The organism is Subdoligranulum sp. APC924/74, from assembly GCF_003324125.1.
Classification (GTDB): domain Bacteria; phylum Bacillota; class Clostridia; order Oscillospirales; family Ruminococcaceae; genus Gemmiger; species Gemmiger qucibialis.
Map to the genome: position 1 here is coordinate 1 of NZ_PSQF01000052.1, position 21,032 is coordinate 21,032.

The 21,032-nt window shown below is 55.3% G+C and carries 16 protein-coding genes; 9 read left to right on the forward strand and 7 right to left on the reverse strand.

Going from position 1 to position 21,032, the window contains the following annotated elements:
* Nucleotides 1-106 precede the first annotated feature (106 nt).
* Nucleotides 107-670, reverse strand: coding sequence for a helix-turn-helix domain-containing protein (locus C4885_RS11190; RefSeq protein WP_147237827.1), 564 nt, complete (start codon nucleotides 668-670; stop codon nucleotides 107-109).
* A 300-nt stretch (nucleotides 671-970) separates the two neighbouring features.
* Here C4885_RS11190 and C4885_RS11195 point away from each other — a divergent pair, with 300 nt between their 5' ends.
* Nucleotides 971-1,579 (forward strand): YesL family protein, encoded by a 609-nt coding sequence (locus C4885_RS11195; RefSeq protein WP_114000418.1) that lies wholly within the window; start codon nucleotides 971-973, stop codon nucleotides 1,577-1,579.
* A gap of 40 nt (nucleotides 1,580-1,619) precedes the next feature.
* Here C4885_RS11195 and C4885_RS11200 read toward each other — a convergent pair whose 3' ends face one another.
* Nucleotides 1,620-2,531 (reverse strand): AraC family transcriptional regulator, encoded by a 912-nt coding sequence (locus C4885_RS11200; protein ID WP_114000419.1) that lies wholly within the window; start codon nucleotides 2,529-2,531, stop codon nucleotides 1,620-1,622.
* A gap of 298 nt (nucleotides 2,532-2,829) precedes the next feature.
* On the opposite strand from C4885_RS11200, the gene C4885_RS11205 reads away from it, so the two are divergent.
* The 8 genes from C4885_RS11205 to C4885_RS11240 all read left to right on the forward strand — a co-directional run bounded on the left by C4885_RS11205 (nucleotide 2,830) and on the right by C4885_RS11240 (nucleotide 13,228).
* Nucleotides 2,830-4,212 (forward strand): ABC transporter substrate-binding protein, encoded by a 1,383-nt coding sequence (locus C4885_RS11205; protein WP_114000420.1) that lies wholly within the window; start codon nucleotides 2,830-2,832, stop codon nucleotides 4,210-4,212.
* Between the two features lie 88 nt (nucleotides 4,213-4,300).
* Entirely contained in the window at nucleotides 4,301-5,212 is a 912-nt protein-coding gene (locus C4885_RS11210) for a sugar ABC transporter permease (protein WP_333559401.1), read from the forward strand.
* A gap of 21 nt (nucleotides 5,213-5,233) precedes the next feature.
* Complete coding sequence (locus C4885_RS11215; RefSeq protein ID WP_114000422.1) at nucleotides 5,234-6,076, forward strand: carbohydrate ABC transporter permease; 843 nt, start codon at nucleotides 5,234-5,236, stop codon at nucleotides 6,074-6,076.
* Between the two features lie 7 nt (nucleotides 6,077-6,083).
* The gene (locus C4885_RS11220) at nucleotides 6,084-7,631 is read left to right on the forward strand and encodes a glycoside hydrolase family 43 protein (protein ID WP_114000423.1); all 1,548 of its coding nucleotides are present in this window, start codon (nucleotides 6,084-6,086) and stop codon (nucleotides 7,629-7,631) included.
* Between the two features lie 6 nt (nucleotides 7,632-7,637).
* Nucleotides 7,638-9,077: a trehalase family glycosidase gene (locus tag C4885_RS11225; protein ID WP_242979569.1), complete on the forward strand. Its 1,440-nt coding sequence runs from the start codon at nucleotides 7,638-7,640 to the stop codon at nucleotides 9,075-9,077.
* Nucleotides 9,078-9,104: 27 nt separating this feature from the next.
* Nucleotides 9,105-9,893: a polysaccharide deacetylase family protein gene (locus tag C4885_RS11230; RefSeq protein ID WP_114000424.1), complete on the forward strand. Its 789-nt coding sequence runs from the start codon at nucleotides 9,105-9,107 to the stop codon at nucleotides 9,891-9,893.
* A gap of 342 nt (nucleotides 9,894-10,235) precedes the next feature.
* The gene (locus C4885_RS11235) at nucleotides 10,236-11,567 is read left to right on the forward strand and encodes a glycoside hydrolase family 28 protein (protein WP_242979575.1); all 1,332 of its coding nucleotides are present in this window, start codon (nucleotides 10,236-10,238) and stop codon (nucleotides 11,565-11,567) included.
* Nucleotides 11,568-11,941: 374 nt separating this feature from the next.
* Nucleotides 11,942-13,228, forward strand: a complete 1,287-nt coding sequence (locus tag C4885_RS11240; RefSeq protein WP_114000425.1) for an ABC transporter substrate-binding protein — start codon at nucleotides 11,942-11,944, stop codon at nucleotides 13,226-13,228.
* A gap of 480 nt (nucleotides 13,229-13,708) precedes the next feature.
* Here C4885_RS11240 and C4885_RS11245 read toward each other — a convergent pair whose 3' ends face one another.
* The 5 genes from C4885_RS11245 to C4885_RS11265 all read right to left on the reverse strand — a co-directional run bounded on the left by C4885_RS11245 (nucleotide 13,709) and on the right by C4885_RS11265 (nucleotide 20,808).
* Nucleotides 13,709-15,091, reverse strand: a complete 1,383-nt coding sequence (locus tag C4885_RS11245) for an MATE family efflux transporter (RefSeq protein WP_114000426.1) — start codon at nucleotides 15,089-15,091, stop codon at nucleotides 13,709-13,711.
* A 121-nt stretch (nucleotides 15,092-15,212) separates the two neighbouring features.
* Complete coding sequence (locus C4885_RS11250) at nucleotides 15,213-15,584, reverse strand: hydrogenase maturation nickel metallochaperone HypA (protein WP_114000427.1); 372 nt, start codon at nucleotides 15,582-15,584, stop codon at nucleotides 15,213-15,215.
* Nucleotides 15,585-18,356, reverse strand: a complete 2,772-nt coding sequence (locus C4885_RS11255; RefSeq protein ID WP_114000428.1) for an FAD-dependent oxidoreductase — start codon at nucleotides 18,354-18,356, stop codon at nucleotides 15,585-15,587.
* 78 nt (nucleotides 18,357-18,434) lie between these two features.
* Nucleotides 18,435-19,103 carry a hydrogenase nickel incorporation protein HypB gene (hypB, locus tag C4885_RS11260; protein WP_114000429.1) on the reverse strand — a complete coding sequence of 223 codons (669 nt, stop codon included), beginning with the start codon at nucleotides 19,101-19,103 and terminating at the stop codon, nucleotides 18,435-18,437.
* Between the two features lie 367 nt (nucleotides 19,104-19,470).
* Entirely contained in the window at nucleotides 19,471-20,808 is a 1,338-nt protein-coding gene (locus C4885_RS11265) for a sodium-dependent transporter (RefSeq protein WP_114000430.1), read from the reverse strand.
* Between the last annotated feature and the right edge of the window lie 224 nt (nucleotides 20,809-21,032).

A 21,032-nucleotide genomic window follows, 5' to 3' on the forward strand; every position in this document is an offset into this window, starting at 1 on the left:
GTATTATCTGCGCTTTTGGCTTAGCATCTGCCGCACCTCGCTCGCCGTATCGGCACTTAGAATTATGCGGTATTGCCCTAACAAATAATTCCATAGTTTTTGCTTCCTAATGATTGTCTTGATTTAGTAACTTCATGGAATAATCGTAAAAATCACTCAATTCCTTATATGTCTGTATCTTATTTTTGCGTTTTAGATAATCAGCATAAAAGGCAAAGAAGCAAGCAAGGGCAGCACCAATAATCATCAATCCGTATCCCCATAGGGTACTTCCACCATTTAGCGTAATGATAAGACCAGTTACCGCAATAAGCAGTCCTATAATCATAACCAGGCCGCTTTGGATCAGTTGTATTGCATCTTGGGGGGATTTATTTAGAGTTGTGTTGGCCACTTCTTTTTTCATCGTTTCTATATCTCCTTTCATAAGGTCATCCAAAGAAACGGAATAAATGTCGCAGAGCATAATTAGATTGTGAACATCAGGATAGCTCCTTTCATTTTCCCAACTTGAAATTGTTTGCCTTGAAACATCGAGGAGCTCCGCAAGTTTTTCTTGGCTAAAACCGCTTACGGTTCTCAGTTCTTTTAGTCGTTTACTTATGTACATCGCATTTGTTCCTTTCTTCTGTATATTCTTTATAACACATTTCCGCAAAAATACGATCAAGTTTACTTTCCAACCACCGTCAAAATCTCTTTACATAGGTGTTTGAAACGCAGAATCAACCATGTTTTTTATACCACCAGAGCACCTATAACACCGTGGGAAAGCAGGCGGCAGCCTTTATTGCAGACTTTTTTGATAGCGCTTCCTGCTGAACATGCCGCCAAATTTTTTCAGCCTTTCTTCCTGCCGGGTCTTGCAGGCTCTCTTTTTTTGTGGTACCATGCCCTACAAAAGCAAAAATGGCCGCAAGCGGCAGGGGAGCCCCCCTGACCATGCAGCCAACAACAGGAAGGGCACATCATGAAATTTTTCAGTCTCGAAAATCCAATCTGGAAGTTTATCGGCAATTTGGCGGATTTTTTCCTTTTGTCCTGCCTGTGGTATCTCTGCTGCCTGCCGGTGGTAACGGCGGGTGCGGCCACAACGGCGCTGTATTACGTTACCTTAAAGATGGCCCGCGGGCAGGAAGGCCAGCTCATTCCCGCGTTTTTCCATTCTTTTAAGCAGAACCTCAAGCAGGCAACCGCGCTGTGGGTGGGGTACCTGGCGGTTGGCATCCTGCTGGTACTGGATCTGGTGATCTGTCTGCAGACCAGTTCGGTGTTTGCGGGGGCAATGTTTTTTACCAGCGTAGTGCTGCTGGCCTGTTGGGCGCTGTTTATCACCATGCTGTTCCCGCTGGTTGCCCGGTGCGATAACACCATCGGCGCGCTGTTCAAGATGGGCATTGCCATGGCACTGCGCAATGTAATGCCTGTTCTGGCCGCGCTGATGGTTACGGTAGCATTTTTTGCCGTGGGCGTTTTTGTATTCTGGCCGGTGCTGCTGGTGGCGCCGGGGCTGGCGAGCTATTGCAACGCCTTTTTGTTCAACCGCATTTTTGATAAATATGGCATGACGCTGGAATAACTGCACAATAAAATACGGTTTGGTTACGGCACTCCGTGCGTTACCCGTTATCCCGCAGGTGGGGGTGGATGGGCAGCCCGGAGTGCTTTCTGTATTCACGGGGGGAACGCCCGGTGCTGGCGCGGAACAGATCCTTGAAATAGTTGCTGCTGCCAAAGCCGCACAGCATGGCAATTTTGGTGATGGAGTTATCTGTCATCAACAGCATCTGGGTGGCCTGGCGCAGCCGGATGTAATTCACATGCTCTTTGAACGTCTGCCCGGTGATCAGCCTGAACTTGCGGGAAAAATAGGTGGGGCTCAGGTTGCAGTATCCGGCCACTTCCTCCAGCGTTAAGGGCTGCTGGTAATTCAGTGCAATGTATTTCAGCGCGCGCTCAATGTCGGCGCTGTAGCCCTCTTTGGGAGACATGGTTTCATGGCTGAAAATGCCATTCCGCAGCAAAAGCAGCACCAGATGCAGCGATTCCAGCTCCAGCACCTGCTCCGAATATTTGCGCGGCAGGTCGTTTTCCAGCAGCATCTGGTCCAAAAGAGCTTCTACCATCGTGCGGGTCTCGGCGTTCAGGATCACCTTGCAGGAACGCTCCAGCGCCTGCTGTACTTCGGTCGGGTCGCCACGCATCATGCCGGCAAGTACATCTGATTTACAGAACACGATAATGCGCTCGCAGCTGGTTTTGCCCTCGTAGCGGGTGCTGTGGGGGTCGCCCGCAGCCACAATAAACAGGTCGCCCGCTTCCAGGTGCCACTGGCCCTGGTTGACGGTGTAGGTGCAGGTGCCGCTTTTCAGGTAAAAAATTTCGCAATAAGTGTGGGTGTGCTCGTAAGACATGCGGAACACCGGGCCGTGCAGAGCACGCTCTACATAAACATCAACAGTTTGCTGCTCCAATTCTTCCGCCGTGCGGGAGTTGGAGTCGTTCTCCATCGGTTCGCGTTCGGGACTCATTGGCAAAGACGTCCTTTCGTAAAGTTGTAACTTTTAGCATTGTGCATAAATTGGCGAAAATTGGTTTATGTATTATGGATATATATAATACACTGTTTTTGGGGAAAGTCAAGAAAACTGTGTTTTGTAGCAAAAACTGCATATTTTTTTAGTATTTTCGGTGCTTTCCAGCAGGTATAATGACAGTGTTGAAAGAAAGACGGGGTGCACACCGCCTGAATAAAAAATGTTAACGGCAAAGCTGGTTCATCGCTTGCCCAGCCGCCGTTCCACTGCTTGACATTAAGGAGAACACCATATGAAAAAGAAAATTATTGCAGCCACAATGGCCGCCGCTATGTGCGTAAGCCTGGCAGCCTGCGGCGGCAGCACCGCCTCTTCCTCCGCCGCTGAAAGCACCGCTTCCTCCACTGCCGAAAGCACTGCATCCTCTACTGCAGACGCTGCTTCCACCGGCGATGAAGAAGTTGACCTGCGCATGGCATGGTGGGGTTCTCAGGACCGCCATGACCGCACCATCAAGGCCATCGAGCTGTATGAATCCCTGCACCCGAACGTAAAGATCGAGTATGAGTATTACTCCTTTGATGACTATTTCACCAAGCTCAAGACCCTGGTTGCTTCTGACCAGGTGTGGGACATTTTCCAGCTGGGCGGCAACTTCCCCATGTACATGGACAAGATCTATCCGCTGGATGACTACATCGCTTCCGGTGTTGTGGATGTTTCCGGCATCGGCGATGCCAACCTGAAGACCACTCAGGATACTGAGGGCCATCAGCTGGGTATCTCCAACGGCCTGAACTCTTACGGCATTGCTTACGATCCCGACATGTTCGCTGAAGCCGGCGTTGCCGAGCCCACCGATACCTGGACCTGGGATGACTACGCAAACGCTGCCAACACCATCCATGAAAAGCTTGGCATTTACGGCTGCTCCTCCATGCTGACCTCTGAATTCATCGCTGGCTGCTCCGTTTACGTTGCACAGTATGGCGATGTTGGCCAGTACAGCTTCTTTAACCTGGATCTGACCGGCATGGGCTTCGATGACCCCCAGATGCTGACCCCCTACATCCAGATGCGTGCTGACTCCATCAAGAACGAGGTTTACCCCGATGCCGGTGCTTCCGCTGAGATCACCAACATCGAAAACGACTTCCTGGTAACCGGCGAAGCTGCAATGGCTTGGGTTGCTGCCAACCAGTTCCCGACCATGTACAACGTCTGCCAGGAGCAGGGCCGCACCCTCAAGCTGGCAACTCTGCCCCGCATCACCAGCGATGGCCCTTCCGGTGCTGTCATCCAGTCCTCTCAGATGCTCTGCGTCTCTCAGGACAGCCAGCAGAAAGAAGAAGCTGCTAAGTTCATCAGCTGGTTCGAAAATGACCCCGACTGCAACAACATCCTGCAGGGCGAGCGCGGCATTCCTGTAAACGCTACCGTTCGTGAGACCCTGTCTGCCAACGCTACCGAAGGCCAGCAGATCATGTACGACTTCATGGACAAGGTTTCTAAGTTCAAGATGCCGGACAAGGTCAACGTGCTGAGCCCCGACGGCCAGGACGAGGTTGTTGATAACTACCGCAACTACATCCAGCAGGTTGTTGACGGCCAGATCACCGCAGAAGAAGCTGCCCAGAAGACCTATGACGATGCAGCTGCACTGTTCACTAAGTAAGTTTTAACACAAATTCATAATGCTCCGGGCGGGCACGGTCAGGAAGAAAGGGCTGTGCCCGCCCTTTTTGAAAGGGAGGTATTCTTTCGTGAAAGGTCAAACTTCCACCTCGGCACTGAAAAGGTTCATGAACAAAGATAATACCGTCGGCCATGTGTTTGCGTTCCCGTTTATCTTTGGTTTTGTCTGCTTTTCACTGATTCCGGTGTGCATTTCCTTTTATTATGCATTCACCAACTACTCGCTCGGCTCCAAAACCGCAGCATTTATCGGGTTCAAGAACTTCCTGCGCCTGTTCCAGGACGAGGTTTTCCTGAAATCTCTGGCCATCACCTTAAAATACGTTTTGATCTCTGTGCCGCTCAAGCTGACTTTCGCTTTGCTGGTGGCGTACCTGCTCACCCGGCCCAGCCGCATGGTTACGTTCTACCGTTCACTGTACTACCTGCCATCCCTGGTTGGCGGCAGTGTGGCCGTTGCCCTGGTGTGGAAACAGCTGTTTGCCCGCAAAGGTCTGTTCAACAGCGTGCTGGCCAACATGGACATGAGCACCATCAACTGGTTCGGCAACCAGAAACTGGCGCTTTACCCGCTGATTTTGATGTCCGTCTGGCAGTTTGGCTCTTCGATGATTATTTTTGCCGCTGGCTTAAAAGAAATCCCTGTCAGCTATTATGAAGCTGCCAGGATCGACGGCGCACGTGGATACCAGAGCTTCTTCCGCATCACGCTGCCCTGCCTGTCTCCCATCATTCTGTATAACCTGATTATGCAGACTATCTCTGCTTTCATGGCATTCACCCAGGCTATGATCATCACCAACGGCGGCCCCAACAACAGCACCATGCTGTACGCCCTGTACGTTTACAACCAGGCCTTCAAGTACAATGATATGGGTTACGCCTGCGCCATGTCCTGGTTTATGCTGGTGGTTATGGGCCTTATCACGTTCATCATCTTCAAAACATCCAAGTTCTGGGTGTTCAGCGAAGCAAACTAAGCAGGGAAGGAGAGTACGGTTATGCATAACAGAAAAGCAGTCACCAAAGTACTGTATCACGCATTTGTCATTTTGTTCGGCTTTATGATGGTTTATCCCGTATTGTGGATGATCAGCGGCTCGTTCAAGGGCAACGCCGAAATTCTGCGCGGCACCCTGTCCCTGATCCCGAAAGAGCTGAAGCTGACAAACTATGCCACCGGCTGGAAAGGCTTTGGCGGCACCACCTTTGCAACCTTCTTTACAAACTCCATCTTTATCACGGTTATCGCAACGTTCGGCACCGTCATCAGCTCTTCTCTGGTGGCATATGCTTTGTCCCGTGTGCGGTTCCGCGGCCGCAAGTTCTGGTTCACCTGCATGCTGGTCACCATGATGCTGCCCACCCAGGTCATCATGATTCCCCAGTATCTGATTTATTATCGCCTGGGTCTGGTTCCCGGCTATGTACCCCTGATCCTGCCTTACTTCTGCGGCCAGGCGTTCTTTATCTACCAGATGATGCAGTTTATGCAGGGCATCCCCAAGGATCTGGACGAAGCCGCTACCATTGACGGCTGCAGCAAATACCAGATTTACAGCCGCATCATCCTGCCGCTGATGAAACCCTCCATCGTAACCACTGTTATCATTCAGTTCTACTGGAAGTGGGACGACTACATGGGCCCCCTGCTTTACTTGAGCCGCCCGCAGTCGTATACTGTATCCATCGCCATCAAACTGTTTGCCGACTCTGCTTCCACCACGGACTACGGCGCAATGTTTGCTATGTCCACCCTTTCGCTGATCCCCGTGTTCCTGATCTTCCTGTTCTTCAACCGCTATCTGGTTCAGGGCATTGGCACCAGCGGCCTGAAAGGCTGATGTTTGTATGAAAACCATCCAGAACCCCATCCTGCGCGGCTTTTGCCCGGACCCCTGCATGATCCGCACCGGGGACGATTATTACATTGCCACATCCACCTTTGAATGGTGGCCCTGTGTCAACCTGTACCATTCCAAAGACCTGGCCCACTGGGAGCAGCTGCCAAGCCCGCTGCGCGAACCCGGCCAGATGGACCTGCGGGGGGACCCCAACTCCGGCGGTATCTGGGCCCCGGACCTGAGCTGGGATGGGCAGTATTACTACCTGCTTGTCACCAACGTGACCACCAAAAAGGGCCGTTGGTACAACACCCATAACTATATGAGCCGTGCCGCTTCCATCACAGGGCCGTGGAGCCAGCCGGTGTACTTGAACAGCATCGGATTCGACCCTTCGCTGCTGCATGATACCGACGGTAAGTGCTACCTGGTCAATATGATCAACGGCTTCAAAGGCGTGCTGGTGCAGCAGATGGACCCCGAAACCGGTGCCCTGCTGGGCGAACGCCGCAAGGTATACAGCGGCTCCGGCATCGGCTGCACCGAAGGTCCCCGCATCTATCACATTGGCAGCTGGTACTATCTGGTTGTGGCCGAAGGTGGTACTGGGTACTCCCATTGTGTCACGATTGCGCGGTCGGACAACGTGTTCGGCCCCTATGAGACAATGCCGGACAACCCGTTGCTGACTTCGGATCAGAACGATCTGACCGCCATCCAGAAATGCGGCCACGGTTCCTTTGTGGAAACGCAGAACGGTGAATGGTACATGGCACACCTGTGCTCCCGCCCGAACTCTGCCCGCGGCAGCCTGCTGGGGCGCGAAACAGCGCTGCAAAAAATCACCTGGCAGGATGGCTGGCCGCGGCTGGCCTGCGGCGGAAAAATTGCCCAAAACGCCGTGCCCGCCCCAAAAGATTTGCCAGAAGTGGAGCTGCCCGCAATGGCGGAACAGGATGACTTTGACGTTCCGGCCCTTGCCCCCGGCTATGCTACGCCGCGCACCCCGCTGGGCGATTGTGTGAACCTGACCGTCCGCCCCGGCTGGCTGCGGCTGACCGGGCAGGAATCCATGAACTCGCTGCACCATGTCACCCTGGTGGCCCGCCGCCAGCAGGAGCACGAAATGCAGGCCGAGACCCGCATGGACTTTACCCCCGTCTGCCCGGAGCAGATGGCCGGTTTTACCTACTGTTATGACAGCATGAACTTCTACCTGCTGGGCAAGACCTGCGCCGAGGATGGTACCCCGGTGCTGGAACTGTTAAAAAGCGATACTGGTGTGGTGGAAGATGTGTGCGACCCTGTTCCCGTGCCGGATGGCACGCTGGACTTTAAGCTGACCACCACCCCGGACGGCGGCATGGCGCAGTTCTATTACCGCCAGCCGCAGGGGGAGTGGCAGTCCATCGGCCCGGCCTGCCCCACCGATATTTTGACGGACGAGCACTGCCGCGGTTTTACCGGGGCGCATGTGGGTGTGTATGCCCACGATATGGCAGGGCTGCATAATCATGCCGATTTTGATTATCTGAACGTACATTTTGAGAGGTGAGCTCCCATGATGCAGGCAAACACCGGCGTCCGGTTTGAAACCAAAGACCCGCTGCTTTCCCAACTGGTCAAACAGGCGGAAGAAAAGTGCCGCCTGAACATTAAAAACTTTGGCGGCGACCCCGTTCTGGTTGAGGGCGGCGGCTATGAAAAAATCTGGCTGGAAACCCAGCCCATGGGCGGCGCAATGTATGCCAGCCGTGATTTTGCCACCGGCCTGAACAACAGCCTGATGTTTATGCGCCACCAGCGTGCGGACGGGCGGATTCCCGGCAGCATTGCGGTGATTGATGGCAAAGTGGTGCCGCAGTTCAACAAGTTCCAGGGCTTCTGCTTCCCGGAACCGGCGCTGGATCTTTACTATCTGGGCGGCAAGGATGCCGAATACCTGGCCCAGCTGGCAAAAACGCTGGAAGCGTTTGACGCCTACCTGTGGCGTGTACGCGATTCCGATGGGGACGGCTGCCTGGAGACTTGGTGCAAGTACGATACCGGCGAAGACCACGCCATGCGTTACGCCGATGCCCCCGACCCGTGGGAGGAGGAAAACCCGCCCCAAGGCTGCACAGCGGTGCCCATTGCCTCGATGGATGTGATGAGCTACTCATATGCCTGCCGCGAAACATTGGCGGAAATTGCACGAATCAGCGGCGATGCCGAGGCACAGGCCCAGTGGGCCGCCAAGGCCAAAGCCGTGCAGGACAAGATGGTGAGCTACCTGTGGGACGATGCCCGCGGCGCGATGTTTGACCGCGACAAAAACCACAACCAGATGCCCACCCTGATCCACAACACGCTGCGCTGCATGTATTGGCACAGCCTGCCGGATGCTTTGGCGGAGCGCTTTGTCAAGGAGCACCTGCTGAACCCGCAGGAGTTCTGGACCAAAATGCCGCTGCCCAGCGTGGCCGCCAACGACCCGCTGTTCCGCAACGTGACCACCAACAACTGGAGCGGCCAGGCTGAAGCGCTGACCTATCAGCGTGCCATCCGTGCGCTGGAAAATTACGGCATGTATGAGCTGATTCCCCAACTGGGGCAAAAGCTGATGCAGGCCATTGGCCCCCAATGCCGTTTTGTGCAGCAGTATGACCCCTTTACCGGCGAACCTTCGGTCATCTGTGAACCTGGCCAGCCCCCGCAGGATGCTTACGGCCCGGCTATGCTCTCGGTGCTGGAATACACCGCCCGCATGTACGGCGTAAGCCTGGTGCGGGATACCGTGGTGTGGGGCACCTGCCCGCTGGAATGCCGCTATACCCAAGCCCTGAACGGCCGCAGCTGGGAGATCGTGAACAGTGGTCACGAGGCGGAAGCCTTTGTGGATGGCCGCAAGGTGTTCACCGCTGGCCCCGGCCTGCGCATTACCACCGACCTGGATGGCAATATTCTGGGCACGGCCCGCTACCTGCCGGATGCAGACCCCGCCCAGGTGACGCCGCAATAAACATTATATAATAAGGAAGCGAACACGATGGAATACCTGTATCCCGGTGGGCTGGCCAAAGCCATTACGTTCAGTTATGATGACGGCCAGGTATATGACCGCCGCCTGATCGAAATTTTTAACCAGGCGGGCTTCAAGGGAACCTTCCACCTGAACTCCGGCAACCTGGATAAGGACGGCTATGTGCAAAAGGCCGAGCTGCCTACCCTGTACGCCGAGCACGAAATTGCCTGCCATGGCGTGACCCACCGCCACCCGCGCCAGATGAACCAGACTGAATGGCTGCGGGAAGTGTGGCAGGACCGCCTGACGTTGGAAGAACTGACCGGCGGTATTGTGCAGGGCATGAGCTATGCCTTTGGCGAATACTACCCCGAACAGGTGGAAGCGCTGTGCGCCATGGGCATCCAGTACAGCCGCACGGTGGAAAGCACCGGAAGTTTTGCCCTGCCGCAGGAGCTGCTGCGCTGGAAACCCACCTGCCACCACAATGATAAACTGCTGGAACGCGCAGAAAAGTTTTTGCATGTTCCGGGATATGAAAAAATGCCGCTGTTTTATATCTGGGGCCACAGCTTTGAATTTGAGCGCGAAAACACCTGGCCCCTGATGGAGCAGCTGGCAGAAAAGCTGCACGGCGCACAGGATATCTGGTATGCCACCAATGGCCAGATTGCAGATTACCTGACCGCGCTGCGCAGCACGCGCGAAAGTGCAGACGGCAAGCGGCTGTATAACCCGTCGGCACAGCCCATCTGGTTTGTGGCCGATGGCAAGGTGCGCGTTGCAGAGCCGGGTAAGCTCTGCGAAATTTAAGGCAACACCGCACAATTCCCGCCTTACGGCTTAAGCACCGCTCCGGCGGCTGCGGCACGGCATCTGCGTTGCCAAAATGCTCGATAAGACACAAAGTATTATCTGCGCTTTTGGCTTGGCAGCTGCCGCACCTCGCTCGCCGTATCGGCACTTAGAATTATGCGGTATTGCCTTAAGAAGCTGTTTTATCATCATTGCGCACCAGATAAAGCCGGTGCGCAATGATGACAAAAAATAGCTTCTAAGGTGTATCGAAAAATGAAAAACAACGATTACCTGTGAAGATTATCTGGGCTTTCGGCCCAGCTGATACACCATGAATACTCCCCAAGGAGGCCAATCATGATTTATGATATTTTGCAATATGGTGCCGTGGGTGATGGCACCACAAACGATGGCCCTGCCATCCAGAAAGCCATTGATGCCTGCGCGGCAGCCGGCGGCGGCCGAGTGCTGGTGCCGGGCGGCCATATTTACAAATGCGGTTCCATTTTGCTGCACAGCCATGTGGAGCTGCACCTGGAGCACGGCTCCCGCCTGAAAGCCAGCGAAAACAAAGAGGACTTCTTGGAAGTGGAAGCTGCCTACCGCGACCATTACCGCGATACATCGCTCAAAGTGCCCTCTTATGAAAACTGCGAATATGACGGTGAACCGAAGAATTATTTCATTATGGCTAAGGATGCCGAGGATGTCTGCATCAGCGGCAGCGGCGTAATCGATGGCTCCGAAGAAAACTTTTACGGCGAGATCGATCATAACTTTATTGAGGGAACCTATTACCCGCGCATTCCCATGCTGCTGATGAAAGGTGTGCAGCACCTGACCATCCGTGAAGTCACCCTGACCCGCAGCGCGTTCTGGACCGTGCATATGGTGGGCTGCCAGGATGTGCTGATCGATGGCATCCGCATTTTGAATAACCTGAAAATGGTCAACTGCGACGGCATTGATCCCGACCACTGCCGCAATGTGCGCATCAACAATTGCCATATTGAATCCGCCGATGACTGCATCGTGTTCAAGACCACTGAGAAAAATGCAGATCTTGGCCCGTGTGAGAACATTGTGGTTTCCAACTGTACGCTGACCTCCACCAGTGCCGCTATCAAGTTTGGCACCGAGAGCGTTTCGGACTTCCGCAATATTACTGTCACCAACTGCGTTATCTCCCGCACCAACCGCGGCATCTCTCTGATGCTGCGTGATGGCGGCAACATTGAAAACGTGACCTTTGCCAACCTGCACATCAACACCCGCATGTTCTCTGACCAGTGGTGGGGCGAAGCCGAAGCCATCTGTGTGACGGCGGTGGACCGCAAACAGGGCAACAGGGCGGGGCATATCCGCAATGTACATTTTGAAAACATTAACTGCAGCGGCGAAAACGGCATTTTCCTGCACGGAAGCGAGGGCAACAGCCTGGAAGATATCTCGTTCCGCCACATCCGGGTGGACATCCGCAAGCAGACCGCATGGCCCATTGACCATTGGGACCTGCGCCCCAGCGAGGTGCCCGGCATGATTCCCGGAAAAGTGAATGGCTTTACCTGCGTACATGGCAAAAGCATCCGCTGCGAGGATGTCGTTATCCGCAAAGACAGCTCTATGGACCCGTGGTTCGATCAGGATTTCTGCTGGCAGGACACCGAGAATGTGACTGTGGTAAAGTGATGATATACAGCGGCAAAATGCCTGTTTGGCGGCCGTAAGCCGCTGTTAATATTCAAAAGTATCCCCGCGGGGCGCTCCGTCCGCCCACGGGCAGGGCCGCAGGCAGCAAAAGCGCCTGCGGCCCTTTTGCTATCCGTAGGGCGGCCAAGGACGCTATCTCTTACATATGGGGATTGGGGTATTGCATATTTGTACTGCGGTAAGGTTTCTCCACGGCGGGGGCGTTACAAACTTGACAATTTATACCAACCTTTCCCATGCCGCAAAATTGCCCCCAAAATTATCCGCCCAACCCGTGACAGAAAAACTGGAATCCGCTATAATAGGGGTAACCGCAAATCCACATTGCAGGCAACTGCAAGAAAGGGAACCCGATGAACCAAACAACAGCAAACGCCGCAGCCCTTGCGCTGGTTGGCGCACTGGCATTGCAGCTGGCCGCCTGCGGCACGGCGCAGCAGTCTGCCCCCGGACAGGCATCCACTCAGCCGGAACCCGTTACCCTGACCATGAGCTGGTGGGGGGACGATGCCCGCACCGAAACCTACCAGCAGGCCATCCAGGCATTTGAGGCAAAACTGCAATATATTACTGTAGAAACCATCTACGGCACCACCGCTGACGAGGATCAAACCGCCGATGTGATGCAGGTGGACTGGACCTGGCCAGGCCAAAATGCTGACCAGTTTGTTGACCTGAACGAATATAGCGATGTGATCGATCTGGAGCAGTTCAGCCAGAGTGCGCTGGATGCCTGCACAGTGGATGGCGCTTTGCTGGCTGTGCCAATGTCGGTGATAGGCCGCATTTTTTATTGGAACACCTGTACTTTTGAACAGGCAGGGATCGATGCGCCCAAAACCTATGAGGAGCTGCTGACCGCAGGCAACACCTTCCGCGAGGTGCTGGGGGAGGAATATTACCCCCTGGCCATGGATGCAGCCGCCCGCATGAACCTGATGGTCAGTTATCTGGAATCTACCACTGGCAAAGCGTGGGTGGTGGATCGCCAGCTGCAATATTCGGCAGACGAGATCAAAACCGGACTGGAATTTTTGCAGGCGCTGGAAGAAAACCATGTTATGCCCACCCTTGCCGCCCAGCAGACAAACGGGACGCTGGACCAGACCCCCATGTGGCAGAACGGCCAGTACGCCGGTACCTTTGCCTGGGATGCCGACGCCGAAACCTACCGCAGTGCGTTAAAAAATGCCAGCGGCTTTTTGGTAGGGGATGAGATCGCCTTTGGCGGGCAGGCCAACGGCGGATTTTCTAAAGTATATCTGGCCCTTGCCATCAACAGCAACTGCCAGCACCCGAAAGAAGCGGCGATTCTGGTCAACTTTTTGCTGAACGAGGATATGGGTGCTTCTATCATGGGCACTGCCTGCGGTTTGCCGGATTCCGCCACTGGCCGTGCGGCTGCCACAGCGGCAGGCCTGGTGAACCCGCTGGTGGTGGAAGCCAACAACCGCATGATGGCTTTTGTGGATTTCCCACTTGACCCCACATTTGAAAGCCCGGCTCTGGCCGCTGTGCCGGACGGCTTGTACGCCGCCGTATTGACTGCCTGCAGCAACGGAGAGCTGACAACAACCCAGGCCGCCGAACAGCTGGCGGAGGGGATAACGGCTATGCTGGATAGAACCGTGGCGGAATAAGCGGCTAAAAGAGCAAGACAATATCATTCTATCATGCCGCAAGCGTGAAAAGTGTTTGTAGGGGACGATGCTTGCTGTCCCGATAACACTACCAGATAAAAATAAAACTCTCCCTCTGGCCATGCCGGTTTGATCCCGTATATCTGGCCGCCGAGGGAGAGTTTTTTCTTTAGGCAACACCGCACCATTCCCGCCTTGCGGCTTAAGCACCGCTCCGTCAGCTGCGGCACGGCATCTGCCGCACCTCGCTCGCCGTATCGGCACTTAGAATTATGCGGTATTGCCTTTATTTCTTCTGCTTATTGAAAGTGGGAAAACCGTTTGAAACAAAATAAGAATATGCGCTTGTACGTACTTCTAAAGCGTAAAGTAAACATACGTTACAAACGATATATCGACAAAAACACTGCAAAGAAATGACCCGCCAACCGGCCCCTGCACAAAGCACCTTTTGTAAAAGGCTTTGCACGGCCAACTCTGCTATCTTGCTGTCTTCGCATCCTCCCGATCCATCCGTTTCAGCTCCGGCAAAACGGTAATCAACATTACAATAAAGCACAAACTGCCGCCGATCACGTTGGAAACCGGCTCCGCAGCAAACACGCCGTCGGTGCCCATGCCAAAAGCATAAGGCAGCAGGTAGGTGAGCGGCACCACAATGATGACCTTGCGCAGCAGCGAGAAAAACACCGCGTGGCGGCGCTTGTTCAGCGATTTGAACACTGTCTGGCCCACATATTGCAGCAGCATAAAACCAAAGGTGGAAAAATACAGCTTCATGGCGGGGATGGTATCCGCCTGCAGGGTGGGATCGCTGCTGAAAATGGAGATGAGGAAGTGCGGTGCCAACAGAATGACCGCCCAGATCGTAAGGGTGTATACCAAAGCCATCAGGGCCATGGAGACGGCGGCGCGCAGCACCTTGCGGGGGCGGCGTGCGCCGTAATTGTAGCTGATAATGGGGGAAGAGCCCTCGGTAATGGCATAAATCGGCGTTTCCACCATCTGGCGCACGCTGGAAATGATCGTCATGACCGAGATGTACACATCGCCGCCGGTCACGGACAGCACATTGTTGCAGCAGATCGTCACCACGCTGTTGGTCAGCTGCATGATGAAGCCCGCTGTGCCAAGGCTGACGATATCGCCGATGCAGCGCCTGTTGGCGGGCAGCTGACGCAAGGGCAGCGGCTGCACGCGGTATTCCGACTTGCAGCGCAGGAAATACACCACAAACGCCGCCGAAAGCAGCTGCGAAAGCACCGTGGCAGCCGCCGCGCCGCGGATGCCCATGCCCAACACAAAGATAAACACCGGGTCCAGCACCAGGTTGGCCGCTGCGCCGATCACTACGCTGAGCATACCGGCTGTGGCATAGCCCTGCGCATTGATGAATGGGTTCAGCCCTGTTGTGAGCATGGAAGGGTAGGTGCCCAGCAAGTACAGCATCAGGTACGGCAGCGCATACTGCAATGCTTCCGGCGAAGCACCGAATAAGACCAGAATGGGCCGGGCAAACAGCAGGCCAATGACCATCAATACACCGGCGCAGCACAACAACAGCGTGCAGGCCAGGTTCAAAATCAGCCCGGCACGGGCCTTATCCCCGCTGCCGCGGGCGATGGCGAACAACGGTGCGCCGCCGCTGCCGAACAAATTGCTGAACGCCGTAATAATGACAATAATGGGGAAGCAAAGCCCCACCGCGCCCAGCGCCGCCGTGCCGATATCCGGGATGCGCGCAATATAAATGCGGTCCACAATGTTATACAGCAGGTTCAGCACCTGCGCCACCAACATGGGCAGTGCTGCTTTCAAGATGTTTTGTGCAATGCCGCCGTGTTCAAAGTCGATCTGCCGCATGGGGAATGGTTCATCCTTTCCGTTTTCACAATACCAGTTTCAAGTATAGCATAAACCGCCCGCAGATACAAAAAAATCCCCGCACAAGGCCGCATAACGCAGCCTGTGCGGGAAATTTTTCTCAGCCGGAAGCTTCGGATGTCTCCGGCTCCACGGCTTCCACTTCTTTGATCATCATCTCGTTGCCCTGCAGCAGGTGGGTATGGGGGCTTTGGCAGTGGGGGCAGGTGCGGCCATGGGGCACGGTGGGGTACTGCTGGCCGCAGTCTTCGCACAGGGTAATGGCGGGGATCTGCTCCACGGTCAGCGCGGCACCGGGCAAAATCTCTGATTTGGCGGCGGCCCATTTCCAGCAGTCCTGCAGGTAGCTTTCCACCACGCCGGAAACCTCGCCTAATTGCAGTGTTACCCGCTGGATGCGGGCAACGTGGTTTTCTTTGGCCACATCCTCCACCGTGCGGATGATGTGGAACACAATGCCAAGTTCGTGCATTTACTTATCCTTTTTCCCAAAGCGGATCTTCACTTCGCGCTTTGCCATGTAAGGCAGAATGGCCTTGAACTTATCTTCCGACCGCACCATGGTGCTGCATTCGGGCAGGTCGCGGTGCAGGTGGATGGCATCGAATTCACACTTGGTGGTACAAACGCCGCAGCCAATGCACTTGTTGGGGTCCACCACGCTGGCACCGCAGCCCAGGCAGCGGGCTGTTTCGGTTTTTACCTGCGCTTCGGTCAGGGTCAGGTGGGCATCCCGGAAAGAACGGTGCGCGTCGATGGCATCATCCATTCCGGCTGCCTGGCGGGGTGCGCGGTCATAATCGCCAAGGGCCAGATTGGTTTTATCCAGCTCATAAAAATCGCGGCGGTTGCGGCCAATGGTCAGGCTGGTGTTGGGCTGCACAAAACGGTGGATGGAGATGGCGCCCTGCTTGCCTGCGGCAATCGCATCAATAGCAAAGCGCGGGCCGGTGTACACATCGCCGCCCACAAAGATATCCGACTGGGCAGTCTGGTAAGTCATGGCATCGGCCACAGCGCCCTGGCCGCGGCCAAGCTGCACGGCTTCGCCATCCAGCAGGTTGCCCCACTGGATGCACTGGCCAATGCTCAGCACAACATTGTCACACGGCAGGGTAATCGTCACGCTTTCATCATAGGTGGGGGCAAAGCGGCCCTCGGCATCGTACAGGCCGGTGCATCTTTTCAGCACCACGCCGCACACATGGCCGTCCTTTGTCAAAAATTCCTTGGGGCCGTACCCGTAGCGGATGGCAGTGCCCTCTTCCTCCGCCTCGGCGATCTCTTCAGCGGAAGCGGGCATCTTTTCCCGCGGTTCCAGGCAGACCATCGTTACATCGCTGGACCCGCAGCGCAGGGCAACGCGGGCGGCATCAATGGCAACATTGCCGCCGCCGATCACCACGGTTTTGCCGGTCATTTTGTGGCTTTCGTCCCCGCCCACAGTGCGCAGCAGCGCAACGGCGGTCTGGATGCCCGCAGCGTCCTCGCCGGGAACCCCTGCTGTGCGGCCGCCCTGGCAGCCGATGGCGAGATAGAACGCCTTGTACCCCTGGGCGCGCAGCTGGGCAAGGGTAACGTCCTTGCCAACTTCCACACCGCAGCGGATGGTAACACCCAGCTCCCGCAGGATGTCAATTTCCGCATCAATCACATCTTTTTCCAGCTTAAAGCTGGGGATGCCGTACCGCAGCATGCCGCCAGGGTGTTCGTTTTTCTCAAATACAGTCGGGCGGTAGCCCTGCAGCGCAAGGAAGTACGCGCAGGAAAGCCCGGCCGGGCCGCCGCCGATGATTGCAATTTTTTGCGGCCACGGCCCCTGCAAAGAGGGCTGCACCACCGGCGGAACATAGCGGTGGGCGGCGTTCAGGTCCTGCTGGGCCACAAACTTTTTCACGGCATCAATGGCCACTGCCTGGTCCACGGTGCCGCGGGTGCAGGCATCCTCGCACCGGCGGTTGCAGATGCGTCCGCACACGGCGGGGAAGGGGTTCTCCTTTTTGATCAGCGCCAGTGCATCGCGGTAGCGGCCCTGCGCGGCCATTTTCAGGTAGCCCTGCACCGCAATGTGGGCGGGGCAGGCGGTTTTGCAGGGGGCGGTGCCGGTATCATAGCAGTTGATGCGGTTTTTATCGCGGTAGTCCACCGCCCATTTTTCGGGGCCCCACTTTACAGTGTCGGGCAGTTCCTGCTTGGGGTACTGCACCGGGCCGTTTTTGGTGCACAGCTTCTGGCCCAGCTTAACGGCACCGGCGGGGCAGAACTCCACGCAGCGGCCACAGGCAACGCAGTTTTGCGGTTCCACTTTGGCAACGTAAGCCGAGCGGCTCATGTTGGGGGTGTTGAACAGCTGGCTGGTGCGCAGGGCGTTGCAGACGTTGACATTGCAGTTGCAGATGGCAAAAATCTTGTTCTCGCCGTCAATATTGGTGATCTGGTGCACAAAGCCGTTGTCCTCGGCTTTCTGCAAGATCCGCATCACTTCGTCATAGGTCACATAATGGCCCTTGTTGGTTTCCACCAGATAGTCCGCCATATCGCCCACGCCGATGCACCAGTCATCCGGGTCATCGCCGCAGCCTTCGCCCATGGCGGCGCGGGACATACGGCAGGAACAGGGGCCGGCGGCATACTTGCCCTGGTATTTTTTCAGCCAGTGGGAGATGTGTTCGATATCCAGCGAGTGGTTTTCGGTCTCGATGGCTTTTTCGACCGGGATCACGTGCATGCCAATGCCTGCGCCGCCTGGGGGCACCATGGCGGTAATGTGTTCCAGCGGCAAAAAGGTCATCCGCTCAAAAAAGGCGGTCACTTCGGGGTGGTCGGCAATCTGCTGTTTGTTCATGTTAAAGAACTCGGCGCTGCCGGGCACAAACATGGGCAGAATGTACTGTTTTTCGCGGCGGGGGTTCTCCCAGTTGTATTCCAACAGGCCAACGCAGCTCATCTGATACAGCAGGGGCTCCAGCTCTTTGGCGGGTTTGCCGGTGGCTTTTTCCAGTTCCGGCAGGGTCATTGGTTGGCGCACCTTCATTTTCAGGGCAACATCGGCCATTTCGTCAGTCACAATGCTGGCCAGACCCCAATATTCGGGGTCCTCCACCGTCAGGCGGCGCAGCTTGGCGGGCACACGGTCGGTGATCATCTGCCCCAGCTTCATAATTTTTTCCCGCGGCTTTGTGTCCTTGGGGATCTTGAATGGCAGCTTGCTTTCGTCCAGTGGGAAAGCGGTCGGTTCGCTCATGGCTTGCTCCTTTTATTGCTCTGTGCATGTTATGCTTCGTTTGCATTGCTTTGCAGGCGGTCCGGGTTTGCTGTGCCCTTATGCCTGCCACGCTTTCACCTGCTCCCGCAGCCAATCGGTCCATTCGGCAATGCCCTCGCCGGTTTTGGCGCAGATGGGGATGACCTTTGCGTTGGGGTTGCGCATGGCGATATATTCCCGGCATTTGTCCATATCGAAATCAAAATACGGCAAAACGTCAATTTTGTTGATAAGAACCACGTCGCACACCTGAAACATCAGGGGGTACTTCAATGGCTTATCGTCCCCTTCGGGCACGGATAGGATCATCGCGTTTTTCACCGCACCGGTGTCAAACTCTGCCGGGCAGACCAAGTTGCCCACGTTTTCCAGCACCACAAGGTCCACATCCTGGGGGCCAAGGCCCTCCAGCCCCTGGCGAGTCATCTCGGCATCCAGGTGGCACATGCCGCCGGTGTGCAGCTGGATGGCTTTTACCCCGGCAGCGGCAATGGCTTTGGCGTCCACATCGGAATCAATGTCCGCTTCCATCACACCGATGCGCAGCTCATCTTTCAGCGCGGCAATGGTGCTGCGCAGGGTGGTGGTTTTGCCGCTGCCCGGTGCGCTCATCAAATTCAGCAGAAAGATCTTTTTCTCTTTCAGGCTCTGCCGCAGCTGGGCGGCCTGTTCATCATTGGAAGCAAAAATGCTCTGTTTTACTTCCAGAATTTTCACGTTGTCCATGGGGGTGCTCCTTACATGTGTTTATCGCGGCATACTCTTGTTAACAGTTTAACATCCGGGTGGCGAAAGCGCAATGTTAAACGGAGATTTTGGTATTCCCGCCAAATTGGGCAAAAAGAAGCAGGCAGAATGACGGAACGCCGCCACACTGCCTGCAGGGAAAGATAAGGGCAATACCGCATAATTCTAAGTGCCGATACGGCGAGCGAGGTGCGGCAGATGCTAAGCCAAAAGCGCAGATAATACTGGATGTCTTATCGAGCATTTTGGCAACGCAGATGCCGTGCCGCAGCTGCCGGAGCGGTGCTTGAGCCGTTAGGCGGGAATTGTGCGGTATTGCCATAAGGTTTTATAAAAAGCGGGGGAATCAATTCCATGCAAAAGTTGCCATGCCGTAAATATAAATGAACGCAATGGCGGCGGGCACCACAAAACGGAAGATCGGCTTCATCCAGGGCTGCACTTTTAAGCCTTTGCCGGTGTTGGCCTCCTGAACAAAAGCGTCCCACCCCCAACCGAAAGAGTTGCAGCAGAACAGCGCCAATACCAGTGAACCCAGCGGCAAAATGTTATTGGAAACAATGAAATCCCACAGATCCAGCCAGGCCGTGCCCGCGGCAAACGGCTGGAAATGCAGTACACTGTAGCCCAGCGCGGTGGTCAGCGCCAACAGAAAGATGACCACGCCACACAGCAAAGCGCCCTTGGGGCGGCTTAACCCGGTCAGCTCCCGCACCATGGCAAGGATGTTTTCGCACACGCCCAACACGGTGGAAAGTGCGGCAAACACCATGAACAAAAAGAATAGCGTGCCCCACCAGCGGCCCCCGGTCATGTTGTTGAACACGGTAGCCATGGTATCAAACAGCAGGCTGGGCCCGGCGTTCACTTCCAGCCCATAGGTAAAGCAGGCGGGGAACATGATGATGCCGGCCAGCACCGCAACCAAAGTATCCAGCACAATAATGTGGACGGATTCCCCCATCAGGGAGTGTTCTTTTTCAATGTAGCTGCCAAAAATCGCCATGCCGCCCATGCCAACGGAAAGGGTAAAGAACGCCTGGTTCATGGCGCCCACCACAACGCTGCCATCGATCTTTCCAAAATCCGGCACCAGGTAAAATTTCAAGCCTTCTGCCGCGCCCGGCAGGGGCAGGCTGTGCACCGCCAGCACCAGCATCAGCACCAACAGGGCCAGCATCATATATTTGGTAATGCGCTCCAGCCCGCCCTGCAGGTTAAAGCTTAAAATGGCAAATGCTACCACAACGGTCACCAGCAAAAACACCACATTCACCGTGGGGTTCGTAATCATCTGGGTAAATCCGAAATCTGCGTTTTGGCCGGTAAGGAACTTGACGAAATAATAGATGATCCACCCGGTCACCACGGTGTAAAATGCCATCAGGGCAATGTTGCCAATCAGGCTGGCAATGCCGAAAATGCCCCACTTGCAGCCGGGCTTTTCCAACTTCTGGTACATGCGGATAGGGCTGGCCTGCGCTGCACGCCCAACGGAAAATTCCATCGTCATGGCGGGCAGACCCAGCACGACCAGACAAATAATGTACAGCAGCATAAAACTGCCGCCACCGTTCTGGCCGCACATCCAGGGGAATTTCCACACATTGCCGCAGCCAATGGCGCAGCCGGCTGACAGCATGATGAAGCCAAGCCGGCTTCCGAGCCGTTCACGATTCTTCATAAACTTATATTGTTTTCTCCCATTTTTATTTGTGCTGCCGCGCGGGAAAAGGCAGCGGCCCGCACGGTAGCATAGATAACCGCTACCATATTAAATCCATATTAGCTTACCACACTGCCATGCCAACTGCAAGCGATTTAAGGCAACACCGCATAATTCTAAGTGCCGATACGGCGAGCGAGGTGCGGCAGATGCTAAGCCAAAAGCGCAGATAATACTGGATG